Below are 26,032 nucleotides of genomic sequence, written 5' to 3' on the forward strand. Positions count from 1 at the left end.
GACTGTTACACCGGAACCATTCGGTCCTTGTGCAACAGCCTCTGCCTATACTTTATTCTACTTCGGTAAAGGCATCTTTGCCTAAGCCGCATTCAGGGCATACCCAGTCTTCTGGTAAAGCCTCAAAGGCTGTGCCAGGTGCAATATCTCCTTCACCCTTGGCAGGGTCATAAATATACCCACATACACATTCATATTTAGACATCTTGTTCTCCTCCTATTTCCCTATATCCATTGCTAATCCTAGCTAACACCAGTATTACCAATTTTACGGTAATACTTACATCCTGTGGGACATAACTCATACATATAGTCCCTCAATTCCAAGAGATGTCGCTGTTCATTTTCTATTAAATGCAGCAAAATATTCTTAGCTTCCTTGGTTGCACATCGATTTAGAAGTTCGTGATATAACAAAATACCATCTTTTTTCGCCTCAATCCCAATTTCCAAGGCATCCCGTGGCGTTAAGGCCCTAAATTCCTTGGTTTGATCATAGGGAAAACTCAGTTCATCCCCCAGGGCACATAGGTAACAATAGGTTTGCTCATCAAGGTTTATTTCCCCCTCATTGGCCTCTGCCCGAGCTACCTTTATCAGTGCTCGTCTCTCCTCATCTTCTTCCTCCGCCAGACGATGAAAAACTTCCTTAGCAATATTATCCTCGGCTAATTCCTGCATCTTTCGGTAGTAGCTGACACCCTTCTCACTGTTCTTAACCGCAAGATCAAAAATCATTGATAAATTTAGGCAATCAGAAGCCAATTTACTTCACCACCTACTGTATACTCCCATCGGATTTTATCTTCTCACCAAAGGCCTCCCCAAAGGCGATACATTCTTTTAACTCGTCTCCGGTGGGATCCCAGTTAATCTTTTTCCCATCTTGAACAAGTTCAAAGCCACTGTCCTTCAGCCAGCCTTCGATAATCTTTACCGATTCACCGCTCCAGCCATAGGAACCAAAGGCAGCCGCCACCTTCTCCTTAAATTTTAAACCTTTAATCATTTCTAAAATAGACGCCATGGAAGACAATATCCCGTTGTTTATGGTGGAACTGCCTACAATAATTCCCTTTGAACGAAAGACTTCTGTAATGATGTCATTCTTATCATACTTGGCAGTATTGATGACCTTAGCCGGAACCCCTTTATTTTCCAATCCCTTGGCTATTGCCAGGGCCATTTTCTTGGTTGCTCCCCACATGGTGTCATATAATATGGTCACAGAACCCTCATGGTAGTTATTGCACCACTTTTCATACTTCTCGACAATTTGCATGGGGTTATCACGCCAGATAATACCATGGCTGGGTGCAATCATGTCGATCGGCAGGTTAAGGGCTTTTAATTCCTTAATCTTTGCCTTAACCAGTTTATTAAAGGGTGTGATGATATTGGCATAGTATTTTATTGCCTCGTAAAACAGCTCACCCTGATCCACCTGATCATTATAATAATGGGGTGATGCTAAATGCTGGCCAAAGGGATCATTGGATATTAAAAGATTAGCACCTTGAACATATGTCAGCATGGTATCGGGCCAGTGAAGCATGGGGGCCTCCACAAAAATTAGTTTATACTGGCCCAATTCAACACTGTCACCGGTCTTTACGACATTGAAATTCCAGTTTTTGTGATAGCTCTTCTGCATCATTTCAGAGCCTTTTTTCGTACAATAAATGGGGATATCCGGTCTTCTCTCCAGCAGGTGTGCCAGACTCCCGGCATGGTCTACTTCGCAGTGATTGATCACAATTAAATCAATTTTATCAATACCGACCTTATGATCCAGCTCGTCCACAAATTCTTCATGAAAAGGGGTCCATACCGTATCAATGAGGGCTAATTTCTCATCTTTTATAAGATAAGAATTATACGAAGAACCCTTATGGGTAGAATACTCTTCGCCATGAAATCTTCTAAGCTCCCAATCTTTATAACCAACCCAGTAAATTTTCTCCTTAATTTGAAACATTCCATCCACCTCATTTTTGCTTAAACTAGTTATTATCATTCCCATGAATTAAAAACTTATCTATTATTAGGTTAATTTTTCTATTTTCTTAGTAATATTGAGTTAGCCCCATATTGGGTTTATAATAACAGGTAAAGTTTGCAGAATTATTACAAATACCTTAGGAAAAGATTACATTTTGACAATGTCAGGGGAAAGACATCGTTTCTGTGATAAATTTAACAGCTTTTATTGTACACCTCACTTACAATCGAATTGGAGGTGGTAAGTTTGGAAAAAACCAGATCCTTGGAAAATCATGTTCATTCTTCGTCCCTTGAGACTCTATCATCTTATTTCACTAAGATGCGGGGGGGAAACGCGCCAACCGTTAACAGCTTAAACCTGACCAATCATCTTTTTACCGCCCTGGGCAGTTTTCTTGGTGTTGGCCTTATTGCCTGGTTAAATTCCTTTTATGATATTGCTCTTTTGTTCCCATCCCTGGGTGCATCCGCTGTTCTTATCTTTGCAGCCTGTCAGGTACCCATGGCTCAACCGAGAAATGTTATTGGCGGTCACCTTGTTTCAGCAACCGCCGGCGTAATGGTATACCAATTCTTCGGTAATCAATGGTGGACCATTGCACTGGCTGTTACACTGGCAATCTTTGCCATGAACGTAACCAAAACCTTGCACCCACCCGGTGGAGCAACCGCATTTATCGCAGTATATACCGGCCAAAGTTTTAGCTACATACTCTCCCCGGTTGGACTAGGAGCCTTTCTTTTGGTGGTTATTGCAGTCATCGTTAACAATTTCTCAGCCAATAGAAAATACCCTGAATTTTGGTTGTAAAACCAAAGCTCAGGGTATTTTTCAGCATCATGAAACCTTTGCCATGAACATCGAACATGGTAGGGATTTGTAGGTACCGGATGCCTCTTCCTTAACCTTCCAATTACATCGTGGGGCTTACCTCTTATTGCTTCTTCGCCAGATGCCAACCTTTTCCGCTTCCTGGATCAACTCAGCCCGAAAATCCGGGTGGGCAATCGAGATCAGGGCCTCGGCTCGCTGCCAGGTTGTTTTTCCCTTCAATATCGCCTTGCCATATTCGGTTATTACATATTGAACAGCCGCCCGATGGGTAGTGGCAATTGAACCACTCGACAAATGGGGCTTGATCCGTGAAATATTCTTCCCACTTTTATCTCTGTAAGTGGAGGTAAGGCAAATAAAACTCTTACCGCCCTTTGAATTATAGGCACCTTCTATAAAATCCACCTGCCCGCCTGTGCCACTGATTTGCCGATTGCCGGATGTTTCTGAATTTACCTGCCCGAATAAATCGATTTCCACAGCGTTATTAATCGACACGACCCGATCATTTTGGGCGATGATATTGGGGTTATTCGTATAATTTACCGGGTATGCTGCACACAGCGGGTTATTATTAATAAAGTCATATAATCTTTGTGAGCCTAAAGCAAAGGTATAGACAATCTTACAGCGATCTACTTTCTTCTTGCGACCGGTTAATGCACCTGTTTCATACATATCCACAAAAGCATCCACCAACATTTCCGTGTGTACCCCAATATCTTTTAAATCCGATTCCGCTAACATTTTCCCCACTACATTTGGCATCCCACCAATGCCCAGCTGAATACAGGCACCATCCTCTATTTCTTCCATCACATAGTTGGCAATGATACGATCTTCCTCTGAAAACGGAATCGTTGGCACCTGCTGCAGCGGCGTATTTTCACCTTCAACGAGATAATCCACCTCAGAAATATGGATTGCTTCCGAATTCCCCCCCAAGGCCCGGGGGATGTTTTGATTGATTTCTAAAATGACGATCTTAGCGTTTTCGCAACAGGCATAGGCATGGGAAACAGCTGGACCAAAGTTAAAATACCCGTGCTGATCCATCGGTGCAACCTGCAGCATCGCTACATCAATCCGACAATAGTTATTTAAATACCCGATCGCTTCCCTATAAAGCTGCGGAATGTAGGAACATAGCCCTTTGTCGGATAATTTACGATCGATCACACTAAAATGCCAATTATTATAACAAAAATGTTCCCTGGTAGGATCGGTCTTTACGATCTCAGGCACGCCATAAACAGTACATACAGCCCGAACTTTTACATTCTGCAGCTCCTCCTTTCTCCGAGCCAACGCTCGATCCAATACGAGAGGACGACAAGCAAAGGAGCCCCATTCAACCCAGTCCCCGGATTTCACAACACCGACTGCCTGTTCAGGCGAAACCAGTTTACTTTTGTACATATCACCATACATGCTCATCCAAAATCAGCCCCCATTCATTTACTTCATTACCCAGGCTTTAATCGGACAATTTGCAAGAATATTCTATAAATTTTACTTAAACGTATCCTCTGACAGCGTTAACCGTAACTTTTTTACAGGTGAGTGAATTCGTGAGTCCTTCGACTCAGCGAATTCACTGATAACCTAGCTGAAAAACGACTGCGATCCGTTAAACTACATATTTGCCCGCTTCCAGTATCTTTTTAGCAAGATTTTGCCTGATCCCAAGTATATTGGCAGGCTGGTATTTACTCAGGCGTTTAACGATGCTCAGGTTTGTCCGCAGCTCTTCACCACCGTCAAACATATAGGCAATTGCTTGTTTGGCCCAAATCTCCAGCTTCGGGAAGGTATCATAAAGATAGGCCCTGGCCAGTTCAAGCTTCGTTTCGGCACCTGCTGCATCCTTCGCTAAAGCTTTCTGAGCCCGTAATAGGGCACTTTCCATGGCGTAGATTTCAATACACAGATTCGCCATTATTTCGATGATTTCTTGTTCCTTCGCCAGTTTTTTCATATATTTCTGGGTTGCTGAGCCACCTATTAAGAGGAATAGTTTCTTCGCCCGATCTACCATATCAAACTCTGCTTCAAGAGGGGCTTCCTCCCCTGTAGGGGCTTTCACTTGAAGTGACAGCAGTTGACCGGCCAAGGCTTGAGCCGCTTGAAGCAAGGGCAGCTTCCCCTTCATGCCAAGACGCAGCAATGTGGCCGGAATAATCAGACGGTTTACTTCGTTGGTACCCTCAAAGATCCGATTTATCCTCGCATCCCGATACATCCTCTCAGCCGGGAATTCCTGGGTATAGCCGTAACCCCCGTAAATTTGCACGGTTTCATCTGTAACATAACCAAGACTCTCGGAACAATGAACCTTGGCAATGGAACACTCAACCGCATATTCCTCAATGGCGGCACCAATTTCCCGACCATTCCCTTTACCCTGTAAAGACTCCTCAATGTTGCCTACCAAACGATAGATTAAGCTTTCAGAGGCATAGGTTTTAGCAGCCATTTGGGCAAGTTTATTTTGAATCATACCAAACTTAGCAATGGGCATACCAAACTGCTGGCGTTCTAAGGCATATTTCGTTGCGTTAGCAATGGCTGCTTTGGCAGCACCAACACTACCCAAGCCCAGCTTGTAGCGGCCAATGTTCAAAATATTAAAGGCTATTACATGGCCCTTACCAATTTCACCAAGCAGGTTCTCAACCGGCACCCTGGCATCCTCAAAGATCAGCGAACAAGTTGAGGAACCTTTAATACCCAATTTCTTTTCCTCGGGACCAATGGAAAAGCCCGGCGTATCTTTATCCACAATAAAAGCCGTAAATTTTTCCCCGTCAATTTTAGCATAAACAATAAACACGTCGGCAAAGGATGCATTGGTGATAAAAATTTTTTCCCCGTTCAGTACATAATATTTTCCGTCCTCCGTAAGAACCGCCTTTGTCTTGGCGGCTAAAGCATCCGAACCGGCCATCGGTTCGGTAAGGGCATAGGCGGCAATCTTTCTGCCCGTAGCAAGGTCGGGTAGATACTTGCTCTTTTGTTTTTCATTACCGAAAAGCACAATCGGCAATGAACCAATCCCGGTATGGGCAGAAAAGCTTACAGAAAAACTACCGGCAGAGGAGATGTATTCGGTGATGATGGCGGAGGTAATCTTACCCATTTCACCGCCTTCATATTCTTCCGGCACATCAGCGGCCAACAGGCCTAATTCACCTGCTTTAACAAGTAGGGATCTACTTAATCCTGCCCTTTGATGGTCTATTTCCTCCAGCTTCGGAATAATTTCATTTGCGGTAAAGTCAGCCACCATATTGGCAATCATATTTTGTTCATCCGAAAAGTCTTCCGGTATAAAGATCTTCTCTGGATCAATATTTTCAAGTAAATACATCGCTCCCTTTTGCAATTCCATCCTACGGACCCCCTTTGAATTTTATATACCTGCACGGACTTTCGTTGTTGATCGGTTAGTCAACTCTTTCAAATACACCCGCGGCTCCCATGCCACCACCGATGCACATACTAACCACGCCGTAACGGGCCTGCTGACGCTTCATTTCATACAGAAGTTGGGTTGTTAATTTGGCCCCGGTACAACCCAGCGGGTGCCCCAAGGCAATGGCTCCACCGTTAACGTTAACCTTTGCCGGATCCAGTGCCAAATCTTTGATGCAGGCAAGGGCCTGGGCAGCGAAGGCTTCGTTTAATTCAAACAAATCCACCTGTTCTTTGGTAATTGCCGCCAGCCTTAGTGCCTTGGGAATGGCCACGGTTGGCCCAATGCCCATTAATTCCGGCGGACAGCCACCCACCGCATAGGAACGGAATATGGCCATGGGTTTAAGTCCCAGGGACTTGGCTTTGTCACTGCTCATAACCATGAGAGCGGCCGCCCCATCACTGGTTTGGGAGCTGTTCCCAGCCGTTACACTGCCACCCTGCTTAAAGGCCGGCTTTAATTTTGCCAGTCCTTCGATTTTTGTATCGGCCCGCACGCCCTCATCGATATCAAATACACTTTCTTTTACAATCAGCTTGCCCTTTGAGCGAGCCTTATCCTGAACCGTCAGGGGAACAATCTGATCGTTGAAGCGTCCCTCGGCAATCGCCCTGGCCGCTTTGGCATGACTAGCCACTGCAAAGCGATCCTGCTCTTCCCTGCTAATGCCGTATTTCTCTGCCACGTTTTCAGCCGTGTAGCCCATACCCATATAAGCTTCCGGATATGCTGCCAGCAGTTCCGGTTCCGGAGCAATCTTGTTGCCGCCCATCGGAACGGCACTCATACTCTCAACGCCGCCGCAAATATAAACATCTGCCAAGCCCGCCATAATTCGAGTGGCTGCAATCGCAATCGACTCCAAGCCGGAAGAACAATAGCGGTTAATGGTAAGAGCAGCAACATCGACGGGTAGACCGGCCTTTAAGATAAGTAATCTCGCCAGGTTCATGCCCTGCTCTGCTTCCGGAAAGGCACAGCCAATAACAGCATCATCAATCTCAGCCGGGTTAAGGCCGGGTGTTCTTTTGACCAATTCCTTTAATACTTCGGCCCCCATATATTCCGGGCGCGTATTTTTTAACCTGCCCCGTGGTGCCTTGCCTACGGCAGTACGCACGGCACTGACAATGACTGCCTCTCTCATTTTTCTCCCCCCTAGTTTCTTAGTGGTTTGTTAAACCTTAGCATATGTCTCATCCGGTCGAGGGTCTTAGGCTCGCCCAGCAAACTTAAAAATTCTTCCCTTTCCAGATCTAACAAATCCTGCTCCGTTACCTCTGTACCGGCTGTTACACCACCGCCGGTTAGAACATGGGCAATTTTTTTGGCAATCTTGGCATCATGTTCGGAGATCATGCGGCCCCAAAGCATGGAGTAAATGCCTAATTCGATGGCAGCATAACCGGCATCACCGAGAGCCTGCACCTTCTTGGGCTGTCTTGGCCTAAACCCGGCCGCTGCCATTTCCAGTACCATTCGTTTGGCATCCCCAATGACCCGCTCACGGTTGGTGCTAAAACGATCGTCCGACCGTAAATAGCCCAGTTTGATGGCCTCGGGACCGCTTGTCGACACCTTCGCCAGGGCAATATTTTCAAAGGCACGATTGAGCATGGGTTGGCTGCTGTTGGTACCGCCAGTCGGAATCTGACTCTTTGGTGTCGCCAGCTCAGCAGCCCGAAAAGCCATTTCCTTACAGCCACCCGCCCCGGGAATGAGACCAACACCTACTTCCACCAGTCCGATATAGGCTTCCGCAGCGGTGTTAACCCGGTGTGCATGCAGCACGACCTCACAGCCACCACCCAGGGCCATCCCGTGCGGGGCAGCTACCACCGGCTTATGGCAATACTTCAAACGCATATTGGCTTGCTGGAATAAATGCACCATCATCCCCAGGTCTTCGTATTCTTCTTCCTCAGCCTCCATTAGAATAAAAAATAGGTTTGCTCCAACCGAGAAATTCTTGCCATCGTTACCAATAACGAGACCCTCATAGTTTTTCTCCACTTCGGCTACGGAGTAATTGATCATGGCTAAAATATCATCACCGATGGCATTGGCCTTGCTATGAAATTCCAGACAAACCACGCCATCACCAATATCAATCAAGCTGGCACCCTTATTGGCTTTAATAACCTTATTTTGTTCTTTGAGCGATTTCAGGAAATAAACCCCCGGCGGGATCTCTTCCTGCACATCCTCCTTGGTGTTACGATCAAAGTAATAGCGGTTACTATCCTTCCGGCTGTAGAAACTGGTCCTGCCAGATGCCAATAAATCTTCAACCACCTGTGGCACGCTGATCCCCTCTGCTTTAATGCGTTCGGCAACCTCCTTAACACCAAGGGCATCCCATATTTCAAAGGGACCATAATCCCAGTTAAAGCCCCATCTCAGAGCCTTATCGATGGACTGGATATCCTCGGCAATTTCACCCAACAGGTTGGCTGCATAAACCAGGGTGTCCCTTTGCACACGCCAAGCAAATTGTGCTCCCTTGTCCTTGCCGAACAGCAAGGCCTTCATTTGATCAATTGGTTTTCCTGCCATTTTGGCCGCCTTAAGGGAGTCAAAGGCAACCTTTTCTTTGGGCCTATACTGCAAGGTTAGGTAATCAAAGACCAAGGTTTCACGACCTTTATCCGTCTTAACCCTTTTATAAAAACCCTGCTTGGTCTTATCACCCAATAAGCCCTGTTCTATCATTTTCCCTAGAAACTCAGGCGTTTCAAAAACGGACTTTTCACTTGGCTCTACCGCAACGTCATAGACGTTTTTTGCCACATGTACCATGACATCCAAACCAACCATATCCAAGGTACGGAAGGACGCGCTCTTGGGGCGGCAAAGGGCTTGACCCGTTAGGCTGTCTACCTCTTCAATGGTCAGGCCAAATTCCACCATGGCATTGATAACCGAGTACATGCTATGAACACCAATGCGGTTGGCAATAAAATTTGGGGTGTCTTTGCAGATAACAACGCCCTTACCCAAGACACGTTCACAAAACCCTGCCATAAAACCCATGATTTCCGTTAACGTTTCATCATTCGGAATGAGTTCCAGTAATTTCATATACCGGGGAGGATTAAAGAAGTGTGTCCCTAGGAAATGCTCCTTGCATTCCTGTGACATGCCCTCACAAATCCGGTTGATGGATATGCCGGAAGTGTTCGTGGATACAATTGACCCAGGTTTCCGGTGGGCTTCGACCTTCTTAAATAAACTTTGTTTAATATCAAGCCTTTCAACAACTACCTCAATAATCCAATCACACTCCGCCAGTACATTCAGGTGATCCTCAAAATTACCCGGCGTAATCAATGCTGCATTTTCCGGTACATAAAGGGCTGCGGGTCTTGACTTTAGCAAACCCTTTAAGCCATTGACAGCAAAACGATTTCTTACCTGGGGGCTTGCCAACGTAAGCCCATTTTTTTCCTCCTCCGGCGTAAGGTTATTTGGTACAATGTCAAGCAAATATGTGGGGATACCCACATTGGCCAAATGTGCAGCAATGGTTGCCCCCATTACACCGGCACCAAGTACTGCGGCCTTGTTAATGCTGCGCTTCATCCTCTTGTTCCCCCTTTGACCTTCATATTTGTTTATTTACAAAGGTGATATAAACGCTACTGTTTAGACCATCGGCAACGTCATCGTTGATAATCAAATACCCTCCCCTCCTGATTGAATGGATGGTCCATTAGCTTGTATGACAATCCTTAATCGCATTTTTTGTGCCCGAAATCGTGCATCCCTAAAATTATGAAGGAATCTCAAGAAATCAGAAGGAATTTAACACTATGTTTGCAAAACCAAATGTCCGTCAATTCAGAATATTTATTTAGATATTCTTATTTTTGCAAAGGAAAAGTACCCTTGCTTCGATTCAGACAGCATTCTTAATTTTGGGAATATTCTTATTATTGAGAAGCGAGGGGTTCGCCTATCATAAAAAAAGTCTCACCCCTAGGAGGTGAAACCATTTTTAATACCATGTTTTTTCATTTTTCTATAGAGGGAGGAAAGGTGTATCCCTAAGAGTCCGGCAGCAGCAATACGGTCATCTTTTACACTGCTTAATGTATCTAAAATAATTCTTTTTTCCGTTTGATTGATCAGCTCGTCTAACGTGAGGTTTTTCGGTTGGATCGCATGACGTTTTTTAACCTTTAAAGAAAGGGGCAAATGATCCACCGCTATGGTTTTATCCTCTGCCAATATAAAAATTCTTTCCAAGGTATTTTCCAGTTCCCTAATGTTTCCAGGCCAGTGGTGTTTTACAAGCAGCAACATGGCTTCTTTCGTAAAGCCCGCCACACTGCACTTTAGTTTTTGATTCAGTTTACCGATAAAATAATTCACCAAAAGAGGGATATCCTCCTGACGTTCACGCAGGGAAGGTAATTTTAAAGAAATTACATTTAATCGATAATAAAGATCCTCACGAAAAGTCCCCTGCTTTACCATGTCTTCGAGATTACGGTTGGTTGCTGTAATAACCCGCACATCGATCCTTACGGTTCGGATACCTCCTACCCTTTCGATTTCTCTTTCTTGTAATACATTAAGCAGTTTAGATTGCATCGTTAAGGGCAATTCGCCGATTTCATCCAGAAAAATTGTCCCACCCTGGGCCAATTCAAATTTTCCCTGCTTACCACCCTTTTTAGCTCCGGTAAAGGCCCCTTCAACATAGCCAAATAACTCTGTCTCCAGCAGGTTTTCCGGTACAGCCGCACAATTTACCCGTACAAAGGGATGACTTGACCTGTAACTGGCGTTATGAATGGCCTGGGCAAACAACTCCTTACCGGTTCCACTCTCCCCGGTTATTAATACCGTTGCATCAGATAAGGCAATCTTTTGGGCTATTCTTTTTATTTTTTTAATTGCACCGCTTTCCCCGATCAGATCGCAAAAGGTGTATTTTGCTTTGTAGAATTTATATAGCTCTTCCTTATAAAATTCCACCTCCCTGGCCAGCTGCTGTAACTTCTTGCCCAGGTTTTTTCCCGAGGGTACATCAACAAAAACTGCCTTGCCCACTGCCCCAATTATCGCACCTTTATTGTTAAATATGGGAAAACGCACCACGATCAGTGTCATATCTTTAACTTCCCAATAATCATATGAAATCGCTTTTCCCGTCTCCAGCACCTGGAGAAGCTTCGTATTGGAATGTATCTCGGTAATATGTTTGCCGATGGTATCTTCTTTTTCTAAGCCTAACGTATCAAGGTAAACGTCACTAATAAAGGTTACAAAACCACCTTTATTTACAGCAATAAAGCCTTCATAGGGGTTATCGATAAGAACCCTCACAAGTTCGGGATTCTCCCGTAATTCCCATTCAACCCTTTTTCGATTATTTAAATTATGAATGGCCGATTACCTCCCCTCAAAAATGCTTTTAGGATCAATTTAATTGAATATTTTGTCTATTTTAAGCAAATTGAAAAATACGGTCGTAAAGAATCGCTCCATGACACTGGGCGAAAAATTGTGGTAATGAGAATGACAACAACAACAAATGAATAAAAGCCGTCTCATGCTTTAACACCAAAGCAGAAGGCGGCTTTTGCTATCATTGACTCAGGCTAGTTGATCCTATCCTGCTCCGCGTGGTGACTGAAAAGCCACAACTTAAAATGAGAATATCAACTTATTGCCCATATATCAACAGTTATTTTCATGCATTTTGCGACAGCGGAACGATTCTTTTTGTCACATTAGAAAACCCTACCGTCATTTCCAACGGCAGGGTTTCCTGATGCCTTTTTTAACCGGCCATGGCGGTTCCTTTGGCAGGAGGATGTTCCAGGTAGGTTACTTGTTTGTTCCGTTCGGCTTCCCAGTTAAAGGCCCATTCGTTGCGGAAAAGGACCACAAAGTTATCATCATCATCCTGTAAAACCAGGTTATCCATACTTTTCAAGGATTGGACGGTTAGGTTCTCCCCCACCGCCCATCTGGCTAAGGTAAAGGATAAGTGATCCAGGCTAATATCCACACCATACTCATGGGTCAAACGGTATTCCAGAACATCAAACTGCAGGATGCCTACCGCCCCAATAATCGGTGATTCAAAGCCAATGTCCGGGTTGCGAAATCTTTGAACCGCACCTTCATTGGTAAGCTGCTCAATACCCTTGACAAATTGTTTGCGTTTCATAGCGTCCCGGAGGTTTACCCGGGCAAACAGCTCAGGTTGAAATTTGGGGATGGCTTCATAGGAAAAAATACTTTTTTCTGTTAGGGTATCCCCAATACTAAATATACCCGGATCAAAAATACCAATAATATCACCTGGGTAGGCCTCATCGATGGTGGTGGCATCCTGGGCCATAAATTGTTTTGATTGGGCCAATCGAATGGTCTTACCAGTGGGAACGTGTTTTACGGTCATACCCCGTTGAAAGACCCCTGAGCAAATGCGGATAAAGGCAATTCTGTCCCTGTGGGCCGGGTCCATATTGGCCTGAATTTTAAAGACAAAACCAGAGAATTCCGCTTGTTCAGGTTGGATTAAGCCAACACTGGATTCCTTTTCATGGGGTGCCGGGGCCATTTTGATAAAGGAGTCTAAAAAGGCCCCTACCCCGAAATTAGTCAGTGCGCTGCCAAAAAAGACGGGTGTTAGTTCTCCCCGGGAGACAAGCTCCATATCAAAGGCATCCCCGGCTAAATCTAAAAGTTCCAGATCTTCCTTTAGTAAATTGTAAATCGGTTCACTCATGGACTCGACAATGGCCGGGTCCCCAAGGTCACCAACCTTTGTTGCTACGATCGTACTGCCATGACCGGTGCCAGTAAACAGTTCTATTTTTGAAGTGGCCCGTTCATAGATGCCCTTAAATTCACTGCCCCGGCCAATGGGCCAGTTCATCGGGTAGGATTTAATATCCAACACCTTTTCCAACTCATCCAACAGATCCAAAGGCTCTTTACCATGACGGTCCATTTTATTGATAAAGGTGAAAATAGGAATCCCGCGCTTGCGGCAAACATGGAACAGTTTTTTGGTTTGTTCCTCTACCCCTTTGGCCGCGTCAATAAGCATCACAGCACTGTCTGCTGCCATTAGGGTTCGGTAGGTATCCTCACTAAAATCCTGGTGACCCGGGGTATCCAAAATATTAATCTTATGATCTTTATAATCAAACTGGAGTACACTGGAGGTTACTGAGATACCTCTCTGCTTTTCTAACTCCATCCAGTCAGACACAGCATGTTGCTTGGATTTTCTTGATTTGACTGTTCCAGCCAAGCGCAGTGCTCCACCGTACAGGAGAAGCTTCTCGGTCATCGTCGTTTTACCGGCGTCAGGGTGAGAGATGATGGCAAAGGTCCTGCGCCTTTGAATTTCTTTTCTTGCTTGATTCATGCGAAATTTTATCCTCCATTTGAACGAGCTCTTTTATTTATGCAGCCATAATACCAACAATAAACTTAATTATACAATAGATAAATGCCCTAGGAAAAGTTTTGTTTATCGTAAACAAAAAGGGGACTCAAGGGGACGGTTCTTTTGTGTCGTTTCAACGACACAAAAGAACCGTCCCCTTGAGTCCCTCCTGCTTCTATTTGTCCTTAATTAAAAAATCTTGTTTGCAAAGCAGCACAGTTACCATGCAAGATATGATTGGACCTAAAATCAATTGCATAAGAACATTCGTGGGTGTCATGTCTACAGCAACCTGAGCAGCAAAAAGCTTATTCCCTGAAATAATGTTACTAAGGGCAAGGATTCCAACGAAAAGAGATCCTAGTATGTATTTTTCTTTATCCTTTAAATAGGATCCATGCTTGTAGCAATAGAGCATATAGAACCAAGCGTTGAAAAGCACCAACAGCATACCGATGGCTAAAAATAGCCATGATTTATGAGAAAAGTGCAGGCTAGAAACACCTATGGTATTGATGAACCCAAAGAGTGCTGCATGGGCAACTATTTTTTTATTTATAACATCTCTCTTCAGCACCTTCTTTCTATATTACATACATACATTATATATAATTGCCACAAAGTTGTCACTCGCCTGACAGTATATTCTGAAACTTTTTTGCTCAAGTAACCCCGGCCGGACAATAGAAAAACTGCCAATCACTGAGACGACAGTTTTTCTGGTTATTATTTATTTTCCTATAATTAATTCACCATCTAGGTATAGGCGCGGCTTAGGCAAAACAAAATCCTCATGCAGATCCGACTCCGTTAACCCGCCCATATGAGAACTATCCCCCACGGCAATATGAATCGTTCCTTTAATTTTTTCTGCTTCCAACACATTATCGGGCTTTTTAGCCTTGGGATTTGTGCCAATGCCTAGCTCCGCACAATTTCTCCGGTGTTGATAGCCTGCCTCCCCGAAGGAGAATAGCTTGGTAAATTCCTCTCCTACTTTGCCGCCACCCTCCAGGGATACCACATAACCATCCTGAAACGCCAGGGTCATATCTTCTGCCAGACCCGGATACCATCCTTTAGGAACTACCAGGGTTCCGTTGGCGGTTCCTTCCAGGGGTGCAATAAAGGCTTCTCCGCCGGGGAGGTTGCCCCATTCCCCTTTAACAGCATAAATGCCAGTGTCCGGTCCGCCTGCCCGATTTTCAATGCTGAAGCGAATATCTGTACCCCATTCCGTCGTAACCCTGGCAATTTTGGCCTTGGTTAATTTTTCAGCAAGGGCCTCGGTTTCCCTGCGTATCTCTTCATAATCCACCGCCATTGGGCCATCTTCTAAGAACATAGCATATTCTATGCCAGGCATACTGGCAATTCTCGCGCCCTTTTGGGATGCCCTTTCACGGGTATTGGTATGGGATAAGGAAAAGCTGGTTAGCAGAAAAATAACGTCATAGTCTAAGAATTTTTCGGCCACCTCCGGGGCAGGCTCCGTAGCATTTTGCCCGGTGGAAGGGAAAACCAGGTAATCTATTTGGTTTTCAGCGAATGCCTCCAGGGCAATATCATACACTGCCCTGGCAAACAGGGATCGGGTGGCTATATCGCTTATCTCAGCATAGCTAAGTTGCCATTGCTCTGGGTTGGGTACATCATTAACAATTAATACCTTTTCCCCAGCCTGTAACCCCATATTAACCTTGAACATCGAAATCACACCGGGTCTAATTTTTTCTATATCCATCACGGTACTCACTCCAACTAGCCAAATTTTTTCTCCACGGGAAGATACTCAATATTATATCCAAAGTGTTTCGGCCCAAAGCACTGGAGTCCCTTTTCGGTGCGCCATTCCTCTGGGGCGGGCAGGGCAAAAACCGAAACATTCATACCCGCTTGATAGTTCGGGTTCGTTACAGGTTCCTTGGTATCTTCACAGACCATGCAAATAAGATCGGGTACCGTTACATCTACTTCCCCATCCCGCCAGGCGATAATATGCTCGTTTTTATACCAAATTTTATAGTTGGAGCCGGCATAGTCCCCGGTTCCTTCCAGGAAAGTCTCTCCCACGGTAAAACCATCGATGGTATCCCAACCAAAATCCCTCACCGTTCCTTTAAATAACAGATAACCCTTTCCTGCCTGACACAGAGCTTCGGCTATATCCTTGTTTTCCTCTTTGGCTTCTCGATAGGCTTGGCCTATCTTTAATGCATAGGTAATGGCCCCTGGAATGACAGCCTTTCTCAAGTCTTTAGCCAAGGCCGGGTGATCCACCACACCGATGGAGTTTTTGCTGACCACTGCCATGGCCCTTACTAAGGCTTCCGCCCGCAGGTCATTAACAACTTCCTTGAGGATCACAACATCCCCAAACTCATTGGCCACAGCCATGGGGGCGATGGGTAAATCATTAATATAGTAGGTTGAGTGCTGTAGCTCCGGCACCGAGCGGCCGGCCGGATCTGCATCGATGATGTATTTACCGGTCAGTGCTCCCACATAAAAGGCCTTGGCCGTATTGCCGCCGCCCAATTCAGTGGATATTACGCCATAAAACTCCCTGCCCATGTATTCTTCCATGGCCCGGAAGGCCCGAACCGAAGATTCCTCTTCCAGCACCGGCAGCCCGGCATATTTTCTTTCTTCTTCTTCCGTTAGCGGAGATATGGCCCCACACATATAGGGTGTGGCTATATAGGCATCATCCGGCACTTCATTGAGATCAACCAGAATAAATTCCTTGCCCTTAGCCAAGGCATCATCAATCATGGCCAAGCCTTCCTCCAGGGCACCACCGCCGCCGGTACCCAGAATGGTGCAGCCATATAAAATATCATACAGATCCTGTTTCGTTAACTTTTTCATGCAGCATCACCTCTATTATTTTTTGATCCGATCCGCCAATTCTTTTAGTTCTGGATCGATTAAGACACCCTTGTCCATAATTTGTTGGCCATCCAGCCAAACGGACGAATTCAAACAAATACCGTCACAGTGGGATTTGGCATCAATACCATCTGGCGGACCATCTTCGGCACTGAGATAACCCAAACCCCATTCTGTGCAGCCCCAGACCCTTTCATCTTCGAGAATATTGCCGGTCAGTTTTGCCCCAGGGTTAAAGCCGTAACAACCATGGGCCACCCGGAACATATTGGGGTCATCAAAACTCTCCAGCCAGGCTTTAAATTCCATTGCCTGTGGCCCGCCACTGATATCGGTAACCATGCCCTTTTCTACCTTTAGCACCACTGGCTCCTTTAATAAGCCGCAAGGAGGAACCAGTGAGCCGTCAAAGACCAAGGTACCGTTAATGCTATCAAAATCCGGGAAGAAGGAAATTTGTCCGCCCAGCATATGTACCCCTGGCTGTGAAACATCCCCATCATCACAAATGATGTTTCTGGTAGGCAAAAACTCAAATGCCAGATCCATTCCCGCCGGAGTGGTAATACGCATCTTTTTAGCCTGAGCACTCCGCTCCGTCACCCTATGCTGAAATACGGACAAAGCCTTGGCATCCACTCTGCCAATAACTCTCACCATCATGTCAACATCCATGCCTACCAGACAGATATAGCGCAGTCTTTTGTTTTTTTCCATGGCTATCTCAAAGGGACTGGAGTACAGCAACCATTGGTTGTTAAACTCCACCCAGGCATCGGCATGGCTTAGGGCCCCTGCCAATGCTTCCACCGGCAACAAGGGGTCCGCTGCCTTACCAACACCCTGAGGTGCCGGCAGCCAAATAACCATTGGTTTTGCCCCCAGGACAAAGGCACTGCTGGCTGCAGCATTGACCACCCTTTCGTCTGACTCTGTGTCCGCCGTAATAACAATGGTCTCGCCGTTCTTAAGTTGAAACATATCCCTCATCAAGACATCCGCTGCCCTCTGCAACTCGTATCCGTATAATTTTGTCATTCCTTTGCCTCCGTTTCTGATCATTCTAATCGGCTTTCGACTCAGGGGGACGGTTCTTTTGAGTCTCTGGGCTTAAGACACTTGGGGTTGCTGACTCAAGAGAACCGTCCCCTTGAGTCTAGAATCTACATAGCCAACGACTAACCACTAACCACCAAAATGACATGCCGCCTGATGCCCCTCGCCAACCATCTTCAATTCAGGTTCCTTAACCCTGCAGACTTCCATGACTTCGGGACACCTGGTATGGAAGCGGCAGCCAGTGGGGGGATTAATGGCACTGGGGACATTCTCGTCCAAGGTCACCAGCGAATCGATCCCCTCGGTATCAATATCCGGGATAGCCGCAAACAATGCCTTGGTATAGGGGTGGGCCGGGTGGTTAAATACCTCCTCGGAGGTGCCATACTCCACCAATTTGCCCAGATACATGACAGCAATTTTATCAGACATGTAGTTAACTACACTTAAATCATGGGAAATCAAGATATAGGTTAGACCAAATTTCTCCTTAATGTCCTTTAAAAGATCAAGAATTTGTGCCTGGGACAAGACATCAATGGAGGAGGTGGGCTCATCGAGCACAATAAACTTTGGCTTTAAAGCCAGGGCCCGGGCAATGGCGATCCTTTGTCTTTGGCCGCCGCTAAATTCGTGGGGGTACCGATAGACACCTTCTTTGGGCAAACCCACCATGGCCAAAAGCTCGGCCACCTTTTCAGCCACTTCTTCGGCGGTGGGGTTGCCATGCACCTTGAGGGGTTCTCCCACAATGTCCCGGATCAAAAGTCTGGGGTTTAAGGACCAAAAGGGGTCTTGAAAGACAATCTGCAAATGTTCCCTGATTTCCCTTAATTCCCTCTGGTTTAACTGATAGATATCCTTGCCCTCGAACAAAACCTCACCGGCGGTCGGTTCTGCCAATCTTAACAGCACACTAACCAGGGTGGTTTTGCCGCAGCCCGACTCCCCTACCAAACCCAACACTTCCCCCTTGTGCAGTTCAAAGCTTACCCCATCCACAGCCTTGACCCAGGACACTGGCTTGGACAAAAAACCACCCCTAAGGGGAAAATGCTTTTTCAGATCCTTTACCAATAAAAGAGGCGTACTCATTTATCGCTCACCCCTTTCTCCACCAAGATGGCAGGCAGCAAAATGGGTGCCACCCAGCAATTTTAGAGCGGGGCTTGCACTGCTGCATGGCTCCTGCCTTTTTAAGCACCTGGAGAAATAAGCACATCCCCCATTCCTAACCGCTTCACCAAAGGCCACCAATTTTTTTAGGTCAATTTTTTCTTGCTTATTCTTTGGTATGGCCCTAAGAAACGCAGTGGTATAGGGATGTACAGGGTCCCGCAAAACTTCCCTTACGGTGCCCTTTTCCACAATTCTCCCTTCGTGCAAGATGGCCACCTGCTGACAGACCGCAGAGATAAGGCCGGGGTTATTGGCAATAAACAATACGGATACTTTTAAATCCCTTTGCAGTTCAGCAATCAGTTTTAAAATGCCAGCTTGAATCGTAACATCTAAATTTCTGGTTGGTTCATCCGCAATCAGCAGCTCTGCGCCACAGGAAAGGGCGATGGCAATAATAATCCGCTGACGTTGGCCGCCGCTTAGTTCATGGGGGTATTTCTGAATGATGTTTTTGGCGTCTGGCAGCTTTACCAGATCGATCGTCTCCAAAGCGATCCTTTCAGCTTCCCTTTTTGAAGTCCCCCGATTGTATTGAATCACCTGACGCAGCTGCTCACCCACAGTGAAAACCGGATTTAAGGTGGACATGGGATCTTGAAAAATCATGGAGATCCTTTTACCACGATAAAGCCTCATTGCTTGCTCTGTTTTTGTTAGGAGATTCTCCCCGGCAAAAATAATCTGGCCGCTTTCCACCACTGAGGGAGGCATGGCCAGCAGTCTAAGAATGGTTAAAGCAAGCACTGTTTTGCCAGCACCGCTCTCACCAATAAGGCCGTAGGCCTCCCCTTTATTAATGGCTAGATGTTCAATATCCAAGGCCCTTTTATATCCCTCAAAGGTTTTAAAACCCACCTTGAGGTCTTTAATTTCAAAGTAATGATTCATTTATTCCCCACTCCTAAAGCTTTCGGGTTTTTGGATCCATTATTTCCCTTAACCCGTCTCCCAGCAGGTTAAATACTAAAACCGTAACGAAGATGGCCAGGCCTGGGAAAATACTGTACCACCAGGCATTTAAAAAGTAGTTTCGACTGGTACTCACCATCAAACCCCAGTCAGGGGTCGGCGGCTGCGCCCCCAGGCCTAAGAAACTCAAGGAAGCAATGGTTAAAATCACGCCGCCAATATCCATGGAGGCCTGAACAATCACCGGTGAAATACAGTTTGGTACAATATGCTGAAAAACAATTTTAAAGGGCGGCGTACCAATGGCCCGGGCAGCCTTCACAAATTGCCTTTCCCGGATGGAAACTGCTTGACCACGAATGAGCCTGGTATACCAGGGCCACCAGGATAGGGCAATGGCCAACATGGCATTTTGCAGACTGGGGCCCATGAAGGCCGCAATGGTAATGGCCAAAAGCAAGGGCGGAAAACTAAGAAAAACATCGGTAACCCGCATGATCAGTTCATCAACAAACCCACCAAAATACCCGGCTATGGCACCCAAAGGAATGCCAATGAGCAAAGCCAGCCCAACAGCCAACAGGGCAGTTTGCAGGGAGATCCTGGTACCATACAAAACACGGCTAAAGATATCCCGGCCCAATTCATCTGTGCCAAAAAAATATTGGGCAGAGGGTGCCAGAAGTTTATCCTGGGGGTTGGTCTCTACGCTAATATGTTGGGGATAGGGTACGATTAATGGTGCCACTAATGCGATGACAATTAGGGCCAACACAATCAACAGGGATAACCTGGTAAGCCTATTTCTATTTAATAGATATAAAGAAAATCTCATTTCCTTAATCCTTGGTTTTAAAGCTTTTCCAATCGCTAAAGACATTGTTTCACCCCTTTTACGTGCGAACCCTTGGATCGAAGGCAATAATTATGTCAGCAACCAAATTTAAGATAACGTAAGCAACGGCCGAAAAGATCGTGACACCCATGATGGCCGGATAATCCAAACTGATCACAGCAGAAGAAATATAGCTGCCAATCCCTGGCCAGCTAAAAATGGCTTCAATTAAAAAGGTGTTCACCAGGGTATAGCCAATGGACAGTGTAACCACTGTAACCGTGGGACCAAGGGAATTTTTTAAGGCATATTTCCATAAAACTAAACGCTCTGGCAAACCGTAGGATCTGGCGGCACTGATATAGTCTTCGTTAAGAATCTCCAACAAAGCGGAACGTGTCATCCGAGCCACCAGCCCCAAGGGATATAGGGCAATGGTGATACCGGGTAAAATCATATGAATTAAGACATCTTGTAGAATAACAAAGTTACCGGTAATTAAACTGTCAAAAAGCAAAAAGCCTGTGATATTCGGAATCTCATACAACAGTTTAATATCCATGCTTAACTGATCACCCAGAGGCAGCAGACCTAGATAGCGGTAAAACAATAACTGTAAGAAAAGGCCCACCCAGAAAGTGGGAAGTGATACCGCCCCCACTGAAAAGATCCGGCTAAAGTGATCCACCATCTGATCCTTTCGCTTGGCAGAAAGCACACCCAGTGGAATACCAAGGAAAACCGCAATCATCGTTGATAGGACAACCAGCTCAATGGTGGCCGGCAGATAGGACTTTAACTCCTCTGCCACCGGCTGGTGGCTGCGCAGGGATTTGCCGAAATCCCCCTGGCTAAGATCCACCACATACTTGCCAAACTGCACGTATAAGGGCTGATCCAAGCCTAACTCTACCCTGGCTGCTTCAATTTGCTGGGGGGTGGCCCGTGGTCCCACCCATTTTGCTGCGGGGTCCGATGGAATGACTCGGGTAATAAAAAAGGTTACTGTAATAACACCTAACAAAACCAAAACACCTAAACCCAGTCTTTTAAGTAAAAATGAACGCACCTCGCTGCCCTCCTTTGGAAAAACGAAAGTGTAAGGGGCTATTCAATAGCCCCTTGTTCGTGGTATTTATTCACGGTAGGTATCATAGAAGAAAATGGTATTGGGGTAGGCTGCATTGCTCTTAAGCCCTTTAAACTGCTTGTTAAAGACCCAAACATATTGTTTATCGTAGGCAAAAACGGACGGAACATCTTCAATCAGCATTTGTTGGGCATCAATATACATTTTCTCTGCAGCCGCTCTATCAATACCACTCTTGGCATTGGCATCATCAATTAACTGATCGAATTTGTCATTTTTATAGTAGTTCAGGTTAAATAAAACTTCCTCTTCGGAATGGAAGAGGCTATACAGCCAACTGTAGGGACTGGCATAATCCACCCACCAGTACATACCTAGAATGTCTTGTCTATTCTTGGGATCTTTGCTCTTAGCCATTTCCCACTGACTATCCCAGGGCATACCCCTTACCTCTAACTCAATGTTTAACTTGGCTAGTTCTGCTTTATAAAGCTCGGCCGCCTTCTTTTCTGCCTCATCCCCGGACATATAAGTCAAAAGCAGTTTGAAGCCGCCATTGGGAATACCGGCCTGGGCCAATAGCTCTTTGGCTTTATTAAGGTCATACTTGTACTGAAACAGGTTTTCCCCATGTCCCCAATGACCGTAAGGGATCGGTCCCTTGGCCTGGGTAGCATAACTTCCCATGGCATATTTGACCACATCTTCATAGGGGAAAGCATAGGAAAGTGCTTGTCTTACCAGCTTATTGTTAAGGGGTTCCTTTTCCGTATTAAAACAGAAGAACAGGTTTTGGAAAGACGGGGCATCCATAATTTGCACATTGGCATTGTTTTTTAGGGCTTCCACATCTTCATAGGGCAGCTCAATGGTTACATCTGCTTCGCCCTTTTCCACTAACTGACGACGGGAAGAAGTCTCAGGTACTTTTTTAATAATTACTTTGTCGAAATGGTTACCTTCCCAACCTTGCCAATACGCATCAAACTTGGTTAGTACCACTTCTTCACCCATCTTGGTGCTTTGCAATTTATAAGGGCCGGTGCCTGCTTCATTGCCTTGGGAGAACCAATCCTCTGGCTGTTCCGCCACCTTGGGAGACATGATAAATGCTGCATAGCCGCAGCTGGCGATTAAATCTAAGGGTGCTGGGTAACTAAGTTTGAACTCTACGGTATAGTCATCCTTAATATTTATTTCCTGGACAGCATCCCAGATGTAGGCAGCACCTTGGTTTAGTTCCTTCGTTCTTTCAATGGAAAACTTAACGGCATCTGCTTTCATTTCTGTACCATCATGGAACTTAACACCTTTTCTAAGCTTGAAAACCCAGGTCAAGCCATCCTCGGACTTGGTGTATTCCTCGGCTAAAACGGGAGTAACCTTGTTCTCCATGGGGTCAAACCTTAGCAAAGGTTCGTAAATGTTGTTCATCACCACAATACCATTGGAAAATTCCACACTGGGGTCCCAGTCCAATACTGGTTCACTGTTAAAGGCATAATAGGCAATTTTAGCCTTCTGGGCTCCCGAATCAGCCTTATTACCGCCACCACAACCAGTAATCACGGTTAGGGCAAAAATGGCAAAAATTATCAATGCTATAAACCTTGTTTTGTTCTTATTCACAAGTCCACCTCCGTACCTTTTCTAGTCTCAGAACCAACCCCGAACCGATGTCACCCCCAATATTAACCTGGGTTCTGATCCTGTTTTTACATCATCCGCATGAATATGTACATCTTCTTATACATATACGATCACTTAGGTATATTTCGACAATATGATTCTGCAACCTTTGTCGAAAGTACAAAATGAAAAGCACTTGTTTTGTACAATAAACAAGTGCTATCGCATCTTATGAATTTTAACCGCCACCGCAAGCTGTTCGTAAAAACTACCTTCCAGACCTTCCATATTCAATATCTCTTTGATCTTTGTTAAACGATAGCGAATGGTATTCTTATGCTGAAAAAGCTCCTGGGCTGTCTTATTAACATCCCCATCATTTTCAATATAGGAGAGGGCTGTCTTAAATAAATTGGTATTGCTCTTACTGTCGTACTCCTGCAGGGGTAAGATCATCTCATCATGAAACTCCTTGACCTCCGGAGCTTCCTTAACAACCGATAAAATTCTATAGACGCCTAAGTCCTTATAATTCGTGATTTTCTGGCCGAGAACCTTCTCACCTAAGCTATTGGCATGAAGAGCTTCTTTAATGCATATACCCAGACTTTCCAGTCCCCGATAATGTCTGCTTATACCCAGGTTAAATTCCTTCACATAGCCCTCGATGGTTTGACTTAGGTAGTTTTGTTCTTTGATCAAATGGCTATGCTCCAGCTGTTTGGGTGTACTGATCAGTATTAGAATACCATCCTTATAAGAAAGCAGTGACCAGCCCGGCAGTTCCTTAAAACTTTCCCTTAGCTTCGAAGTAAGTCTGCAAATTCCTTTTTTCCCGGTACAATAAACGGCTGCAACATACTCCTGGAATTTAGGATTAATCTGTCGGGCTAAACCTCTGAGGTTATGTATATCCTTCTCCAATAAAAGTTTATCCACTTGCATTTCGATAATGATATTCTCTTTGTTTTGGATAATTAAATCCATAATTTCAGTAATGATTTCTGCATAGGGCAAGTCCCTGGAAACCATTAAGATTGGATACCTTTTTCGATCCGCCATGACCTTAATTTCCTCGGGCAAATCCGTCATGTACAGGTCAAGCACACAAAGACCACTGGAACCGGATTCGATCAAAGTCTTGACCGTCATGGCCAGACATGCCGGATCATCCTTAACCGCATAAAAGCTTGTTAAAAAGAAATCCCCTTCCCTCAACAATCCTTTATAATCTTCACAGTCAGGACATTCGACCACACTGACCCTCTTAATAAGCTTGTCAAAACCCCTTTGCCCCGCGATTATTTGTGCGTCTTTAAGAACATCCAAGGTCAAGGCATCGCGTATGCTTACTCCCATCGTCTTATCTCCGTTTCCATGGCTGTGTCAAAATATGATAGCTGTGGCTTAATCGCCTTGGGCTTTGGGCCTTTTGTCGTTATGCCGGATGCTCTTTCCCATGGCCCAAAGTTTAGATGTGAAAAATCAAGGCTGGCTTGCGTTTGGCGGGAGGGATCTCTGCCTTTGGGTAACCGATGATCAGGGGGCAGACGACCTTATAGCTTTTCGGTACATTGTATTTTGCCTTAAACGCTTCGGTATCACAAATATTTTCTGCATTACCAATCCAGCAGGTACCTAAGCCGTAGTTTTTTGCCGCCAGCATGATATTGCCTGCGGCAAGGGAAGCGTCATAAATATACCAATGGGAACGGCTATCTCCATAAATAATCAACAAACAGGGGGCATTGTAAAACATATTATAGTTTTCCTTGGACATCATGGTTTGGTACTGCCTCATGTGGGGGTAATGTTCCAGGTTTGCCAACCAATGCTCTCTGGATAAATCAGAGATTTTCTTTAGCTCCACTTGATCACGAATTACCACAAAGCCCCAGGGTTGATTACCGGAACCGGTGGCGGCCCTGGTCCCAAGGGTAATTAATTCTTGCAAAACCTCCGTTGGTACAGGCTGATCCTTAAAGGAACGGCTACTCCTTCGCTGCTTGATGCATTCAATTACATTCACGGTGCTAGCTCCTCAAGTAGTCTTTTAGCATCCGGGACATCCTCTTCCCTTACCTGTATCTGGACAGGCCCGGATATGGGGTTAAAACCTATATTTCCGGCACCAAATAAGCCTTGGAGAGATTCGCCCTTGGCAAAGTATGGAATGCCGGAACTTTCCAAAAGAGATTTAGCTATGGCAATAAGTCCCAGGTCCATCGAAGAAAACACCGTGTATAATTTACCGGGTTTTATGATGACCATCCGATCTTGCTCTTCCCTTACTTCCTCCACCAATGGTATCTTACAATCAGCACAATGGGAAAAACCCTCTCTATATTCACATTTACAGTTCGGGCAGATCATGACAACACCCCCAAATGCTTTTATACTATCATTCGCGAAACTCAAACCCTTTCCCTTCAAAAAACAATCGATCATGCTATAATAGTATGTCGTCAAGATTTAGCCTCAGCCGTTAGCTTAAGACCCCCTAAACAAAATATGCACAAAAAGCCCAAGGCCCAGGGCGGGAATGTTGTCAAGGGGTGAAAATAAAATAAACCGAGGCAAAAAGCGCCTCGGTCTTCTTTTTCTAGAGAACATCTGAAATTTTATACTCAATTCCATGTATCCCTTTATAATACTCTGGATACATTGGACCACCGCATGATTCACAACTAAACTGTGGTGGT

At 45.3% G+C, this 26,032-nt stretch carries 22 protein-coding genes; 1 reads left to right on the forward strand and 21 read right to left on the reverse strand.

The window, feature by feature from the left end; translation table 11 throughout:
- Positions 1–52 precede the first annotated feature (52 nt).
- The 3 genes from AC1U9Z_RS09110 to AC1U9Z_RS09120 are packed head-to-tail and all read right to left on the reverse strand — an operon-like array spanning position 53 to position 1,978.
- A complete protein-coding gene (locus AC1U9Z_RS09110) occupies positions 53–205 on the reverse strand; it encodes a rubredoxin (RefSeq protein WP_333532413.1) in 153 nt (50 codons plus the stop codon).
- Between the two features lie 38 nt (positions 206–243).
- On the reverse strand, positions 244–765 hold the full coding sequence (locus AC1U9Z_RS09115) for a ferritin family protein (protein WP_479957142.1): 522 nt from the start codon (positions 763–765) through the stop codon (positions 244–246).
- A 13-nt stretch (positions 766–778) separates the two neighbouring features.
- Positions 779–1,978 carry an anaerobic nitric oxide reductase flavorubredoxin gene (locus AC1U9Z_RS09120; RefSeq protein WP_333532415.1) on the reverse strand — a complete coding sequence of 400 codons (1,200 nt, stop codon included), beginning with the start codon at positions 1,976–1,978 and terminating at the stop codon, positions 779–781.
- A 270-nt stretch (positions 1,979–2,248) separates the two neighbouring features.
- Here AC1U9Z_RS09120 and AC1U9Z_RS09125 point away from each other — a divergent pair, with 270 nt between their 5' ends.
- On the forward strand, positions 2,249–2,815 hold the full coding sequence (locus AC1U9Z_RS09125) for an HPP family protein (protein WP_479957144.1): 567 nt from the start codon (positions 2,249–2,251) through the stop codon (positions 2,813–2,815).
- Positions 2,816–2,932: 117 nt separating this feature from the next.
- Here the strand turns inward: AC1U9Z_RS09125 and AC1U9Z_RS09130 are convergent, their stop codons facing one another.
- From AC1U9Z_RS09130 to AC1U9Z_RS09215, 18 genes are all read right to left on the reverse strand, one after another.
- Positions 2,933–4,276 carry an acetyl-CoA hydrolase/transferase family protein gene (locus AC1U9Z_RS09130; protein ID WP_333532417.1) on the reverse strand — a complete coding sequence of 448 codons (1,344 nt, stop codon included), beginning with the start codon at positions 4,274–4,276 and terminating at the stop codon, positions 2,933–2,935.
- Positions 4,277–4,469: 193 nt separating this feature from the next.
- Entirely contained in the window at positions 4,470–6,230 is a 1,761-nt protein-coding gene (locus tag AC1U9Z_RS09135) for an acyl-CoA dehydrogenase family protein (RefSeq protein ID WP_479957146.1), read from the reverse strand.
- 55 nt (positions 6,231–6,285) lie between these two features.
- Positions 6,286–7,464, reverse strand: a complete 1,179-nt coding sequence (locus AC1U9Z_RS09140) for an acetyl-CoA C-acyltransferase (RefSeq protein WP_479957148.1) — start codon at positions 7,462–7,464, stop codon at positions 6,286–6,288.
- 11 nt (positions 7,465–7,475) lie between these two features.
- Positions 7,476–9,899 carry a 3-hydroxyacyl-CoA dehydrogenase/enoyl-CoA hydratase family protein gene (locus AC1U9Z_RS09145; RefSeq protein ID WP_479957150.1) on the reverse strand — a complete coding sequence of 808 codons (2,424 nt, stop codon included), beginning with the start codon at positions 9,897–9,899 and terminating at the stop codon, positions 7,476–7,478.
- 396 nt (positions 9,900–10,295) lie between these two features.
- A complete protein-coding gene (locus AC1U9Z_RS09150; RefSeq protein WP_333532421.1) occupies positions 10,296–11,651 on the reverse strand; it encodes a sigma-54 interaction domain-containing protein in 1,356 nt (451 codons plus the stop codon).
- A 457-nt stretch (positions 11,652–12,108) separates the two neighbouring features.
- The gene (locus AC1U9Z_RS09155; protein ID WP_479957152.1) at positions 12,109–13,713 is read right to left on the reverse strand and encodes a peptide chain release factor 3; all 1,605 of its coding nucleotides are present in this window, start codon (positions 13,711–13,713) and stop codon (positions 12,109–12,111) included.
- A gap of 196 nt (positions 13,714–13,909) precedes the next feature.
- Positions 13,910–14,311: a hypothetical protein gene (locus AC1U9Z_RS09160; RefSeq protein WP_479957155.1), complete on the reverse strand. Its 402-nt coding sequence runs from the start codon at positions 14,309–14,311 to the stop codon at positions 13,910–13,912.
- A 153-nt stretch (positions 14,312–14,464) separates the two neighbouring features.
- Positions 14,465–15,478, reverse strand: coding sequence for an aminopeptidase (locus AC1U9Z_RS09165; RefSeq protein ID WP_479957157.1), 1,014 nt, complete (start codon positions 15,476–15,478; stop codon positions 14,465–14,467).
- Between the two features lie 17 nt (positions 15,479–15,495).
- Positions 15,496–16,605, reverse strand: coding sequence for a DUF917 domain-containing protein (locus tag AC1U9Z_RS09170; protein ID WP_479957158.1), 1,110 nt, complete (start codon positions 16,603–16,605; stop codon positions 15,496–15,498).
- A 15-nt stretch (positions 16,606–16,620) separates the two neighbouring features.
- Complete coding sequence (locus tag AC1U9Z_RS09175; protein ID WP_479957160.1) at positions 16,621–17,664, reverse strand: 2,5-dihydroxypyridine 5,6-dioxygenase NicX family protein; 1,044 nt, start codon at positions 17,662–17,664, stop codon at positions 16,621–16,623.
- 147 nt (positions 17,665–17,811) lie between these two features.
- On the reverse strand, positions 17,812–18,780 hold the full coding sequence (locus tag AC1U9Z_RS09180) for an ABC transporter ATP-binding protein (protein ID WP_479957162.1): 969 nt from the start codon (positions 18,778–18,780) through the stop codon (positions 17,812–17,814).
- On the reverse strand, positions 18,781–19,755 hold the full coding sequence (locus tag AC1U9Z_RS09185) for an ABC transporter ATP-binding protein (protein WP_333532427.1): 975 nt from the start codon (positions 19,753–19,755) through the stop codon (positions 18,781–18,783).
- Between the two features lie 13 nt (positions 19,756–19,768).
- Complete coding sequence (gene nikC / locus AC1U9Z_RS09190; RefSeq protein WP_333532428.1) at positions 19,769–20,656, reverse strand: nickel transporter permease; 888 nt, start codon at positions 20,654–20,656, stop codon at positions 19,769–19,771.
- Between the two features lie 13 nt (positions 20,657–20,669).
- On the reverse strand, positions 20,670–21,680 hold the full coding sequence (locus AC1U9Z_RS09195; protein WP_479957164.1) for an ABC transporter permease: 1,011 nt from the start codon (positions 21,678–21,680) through the stop codon (positions 20,670–20,672).
- Positions 21,681–21,746: 66 nt separating this feature from the next.
- Positions 21,747–23,330: an ABC transporter substrate-binding protein gene (locus AC1U9Z_RS09200; protein WP_479957167.1), complete on the reverse strand. Its 1,584-nt coding sequence runs from the start codon at positions 23,328–23,330 to the stop codon at positions 21,747–21,749.
- Between the two features lie 219 nt (positions 23,331–23,549).
- Positions 23,550–24,689 (reverse strand): PucR family transcriptional regulator, encoded by a 1,140-nt coding sequence (locus tag AC1U9Z_RS09205; RefSeq protein WP_333532431.1) that lies wholly within the window; start codon positions 24,687–24,689, stop codon positions 23,550–23,552.
- Positions 24,690–24,801: 112 nt separating this feature from the next.
- Positions 24,802–25,359 (reverse strand): nitroreductase family protein, encoded by a 558-nt coding sequence (locus AC1U9Z_RS09210; protein ID WP_479957169.1) that lies wholly within the window; start codon positions 25,357–25,359, stop codon positions 24,802–24,804.
- Positions 25,356–25,703, reverse strand: coding sequence for a putative signal transducing protein (locus AC1U9Z_RS09215; protein WP_479957171.1), 348 nt, complete (start codon positions 25,701–25,703; stop codon positions 25,356–25,358). Before AC1U9Z_RS09215 ends, AC1U9Z_RS09210 begins: the two co-directional genes overlap by 4 nt.
- Positions 25,704–26,032 lie beyond the last annotated feature (329 nt).

This window comes from Desulfotomaculum sp. (assembly GCF_982386235.1).

What these genes read in the sequence shown, in the direction of transcription:
- AC1U9Z_RS09110 (WP_333532413.1), bottom strand. Translation starts at nt 205, where the DNA reads ATGTCTAAATATGAATGTGTATGTGGGTATATTTATGACCCTGCCAAG.
- AC1U9Z_RS09120 (WP_333532415.1), bottom strand. Translation starts at nt 1,978, where the DNA reads ATGTTTCAAATTAAGGAGAAAATTTACTGGGTTGGTTATAAAGATTGG.
- AC1U9Z_RS09130 (WP_333532417.1), bottom strand. Translation starts at nt 4,276, where the DNA reads ATGAGCATGTATGGTGATATGTACAAAAGTAAACTGGTTTCGCCTGAA.
- AC1U9Z_RS09135 (WP_479957146.1), bottom strand. Translation starts at nt 6,230, where the DNA reads ATGGAATTGCAAAAGGGAGCGATGTATTTACTTGAAAATATTGATCCA.
- AC1U9Z_RS09140 (WP_479957148.1), bottom strand. Translation starts at nt 7,464, where the DNA reads ATGAGAGAGGCAGTCATTGTCAGTGCCGTGCGTACTGCCGTAGGCAAG.
- AC1U9Z_RS09145 (WP_479957150.1), bottom strand. Translation starts at nt 9,899, where the DNA reads ATGAAGCGCAGCATTAACAAGGCCGCAGTACTTGGTGCCGGTGTAATG.
- AC1U9Z_RS09155 (WP_479957152.1), bottom strand. Translation starts at nt 13,713, where the DNA reads ATGAATCAAGCAAGAAAAGAAATTCAAAGGCGCAGGACCTTTGCCATC.
- AC1U9Z_RS09165 (WP_479957157.1), bottom strand. Translation starts at nt 15,478, where the DNA reads ATGGATATAGAAAAAATTAGACCCGGTGTGATTTCGATGTTCAAGGTT.
- AC1U9Z_RS09170 (WP_479957158.1), bottom strand. Translation starts at nt 16,605, where the DNA reads ATGAAAAAGTTAACGAAACAGGATCTGTATGATATTTTATATGGCTGC.
- AC1U9Z_RS09175 (WP_479957160.1), bottom strand. Translation starts at nt 17,664, where the DNA reads ATGACAAAATTATACGGATACGAGTTGCAGAGGGCAGCGGATGTCTTG.
- AC1U9Z_RS09180 (WP_479957162.1), bottom strand. Translation starts at nt 18,780, where the DNA reads ATGAGTACGCCTCTTTTATTGGTAAAGGATCTGAAAAAGCATTTTCCC.
- AC1U9Z_RS09185 (WP_333532427.1), bottom strand. Translation starts at nt 19,755, where the DNA reads ATGAATCATTACTTTGAAATTAAAGACCTCAAGGTGGGTTTTAAAACC.
- nikC (WP_333532428.1), bottom strand. Translation starts at nt 20,656, where the DNA reads ATGTCTTTAGCGATTGGAAAAGCTTTAAAACCAAGGATTAAGGAAATG.
- AC1U9Z_RS09205 (WP_333532431.1), bottom strand. Translation starts at nt 24,689, where the DNA reads ATGGGAGTAAGCATACGCGATGCCTTGACCTTGGATGTTCTTAAAGAC.
- AC1U9Z_RS09215 (WP_479957171.1), bottom strand. Translation starts at nt 25,703, where the DNA reads ATGATCTGCCCGAACTGTAAATGTGAATATAGAGAGGGTTTTTCCCAT.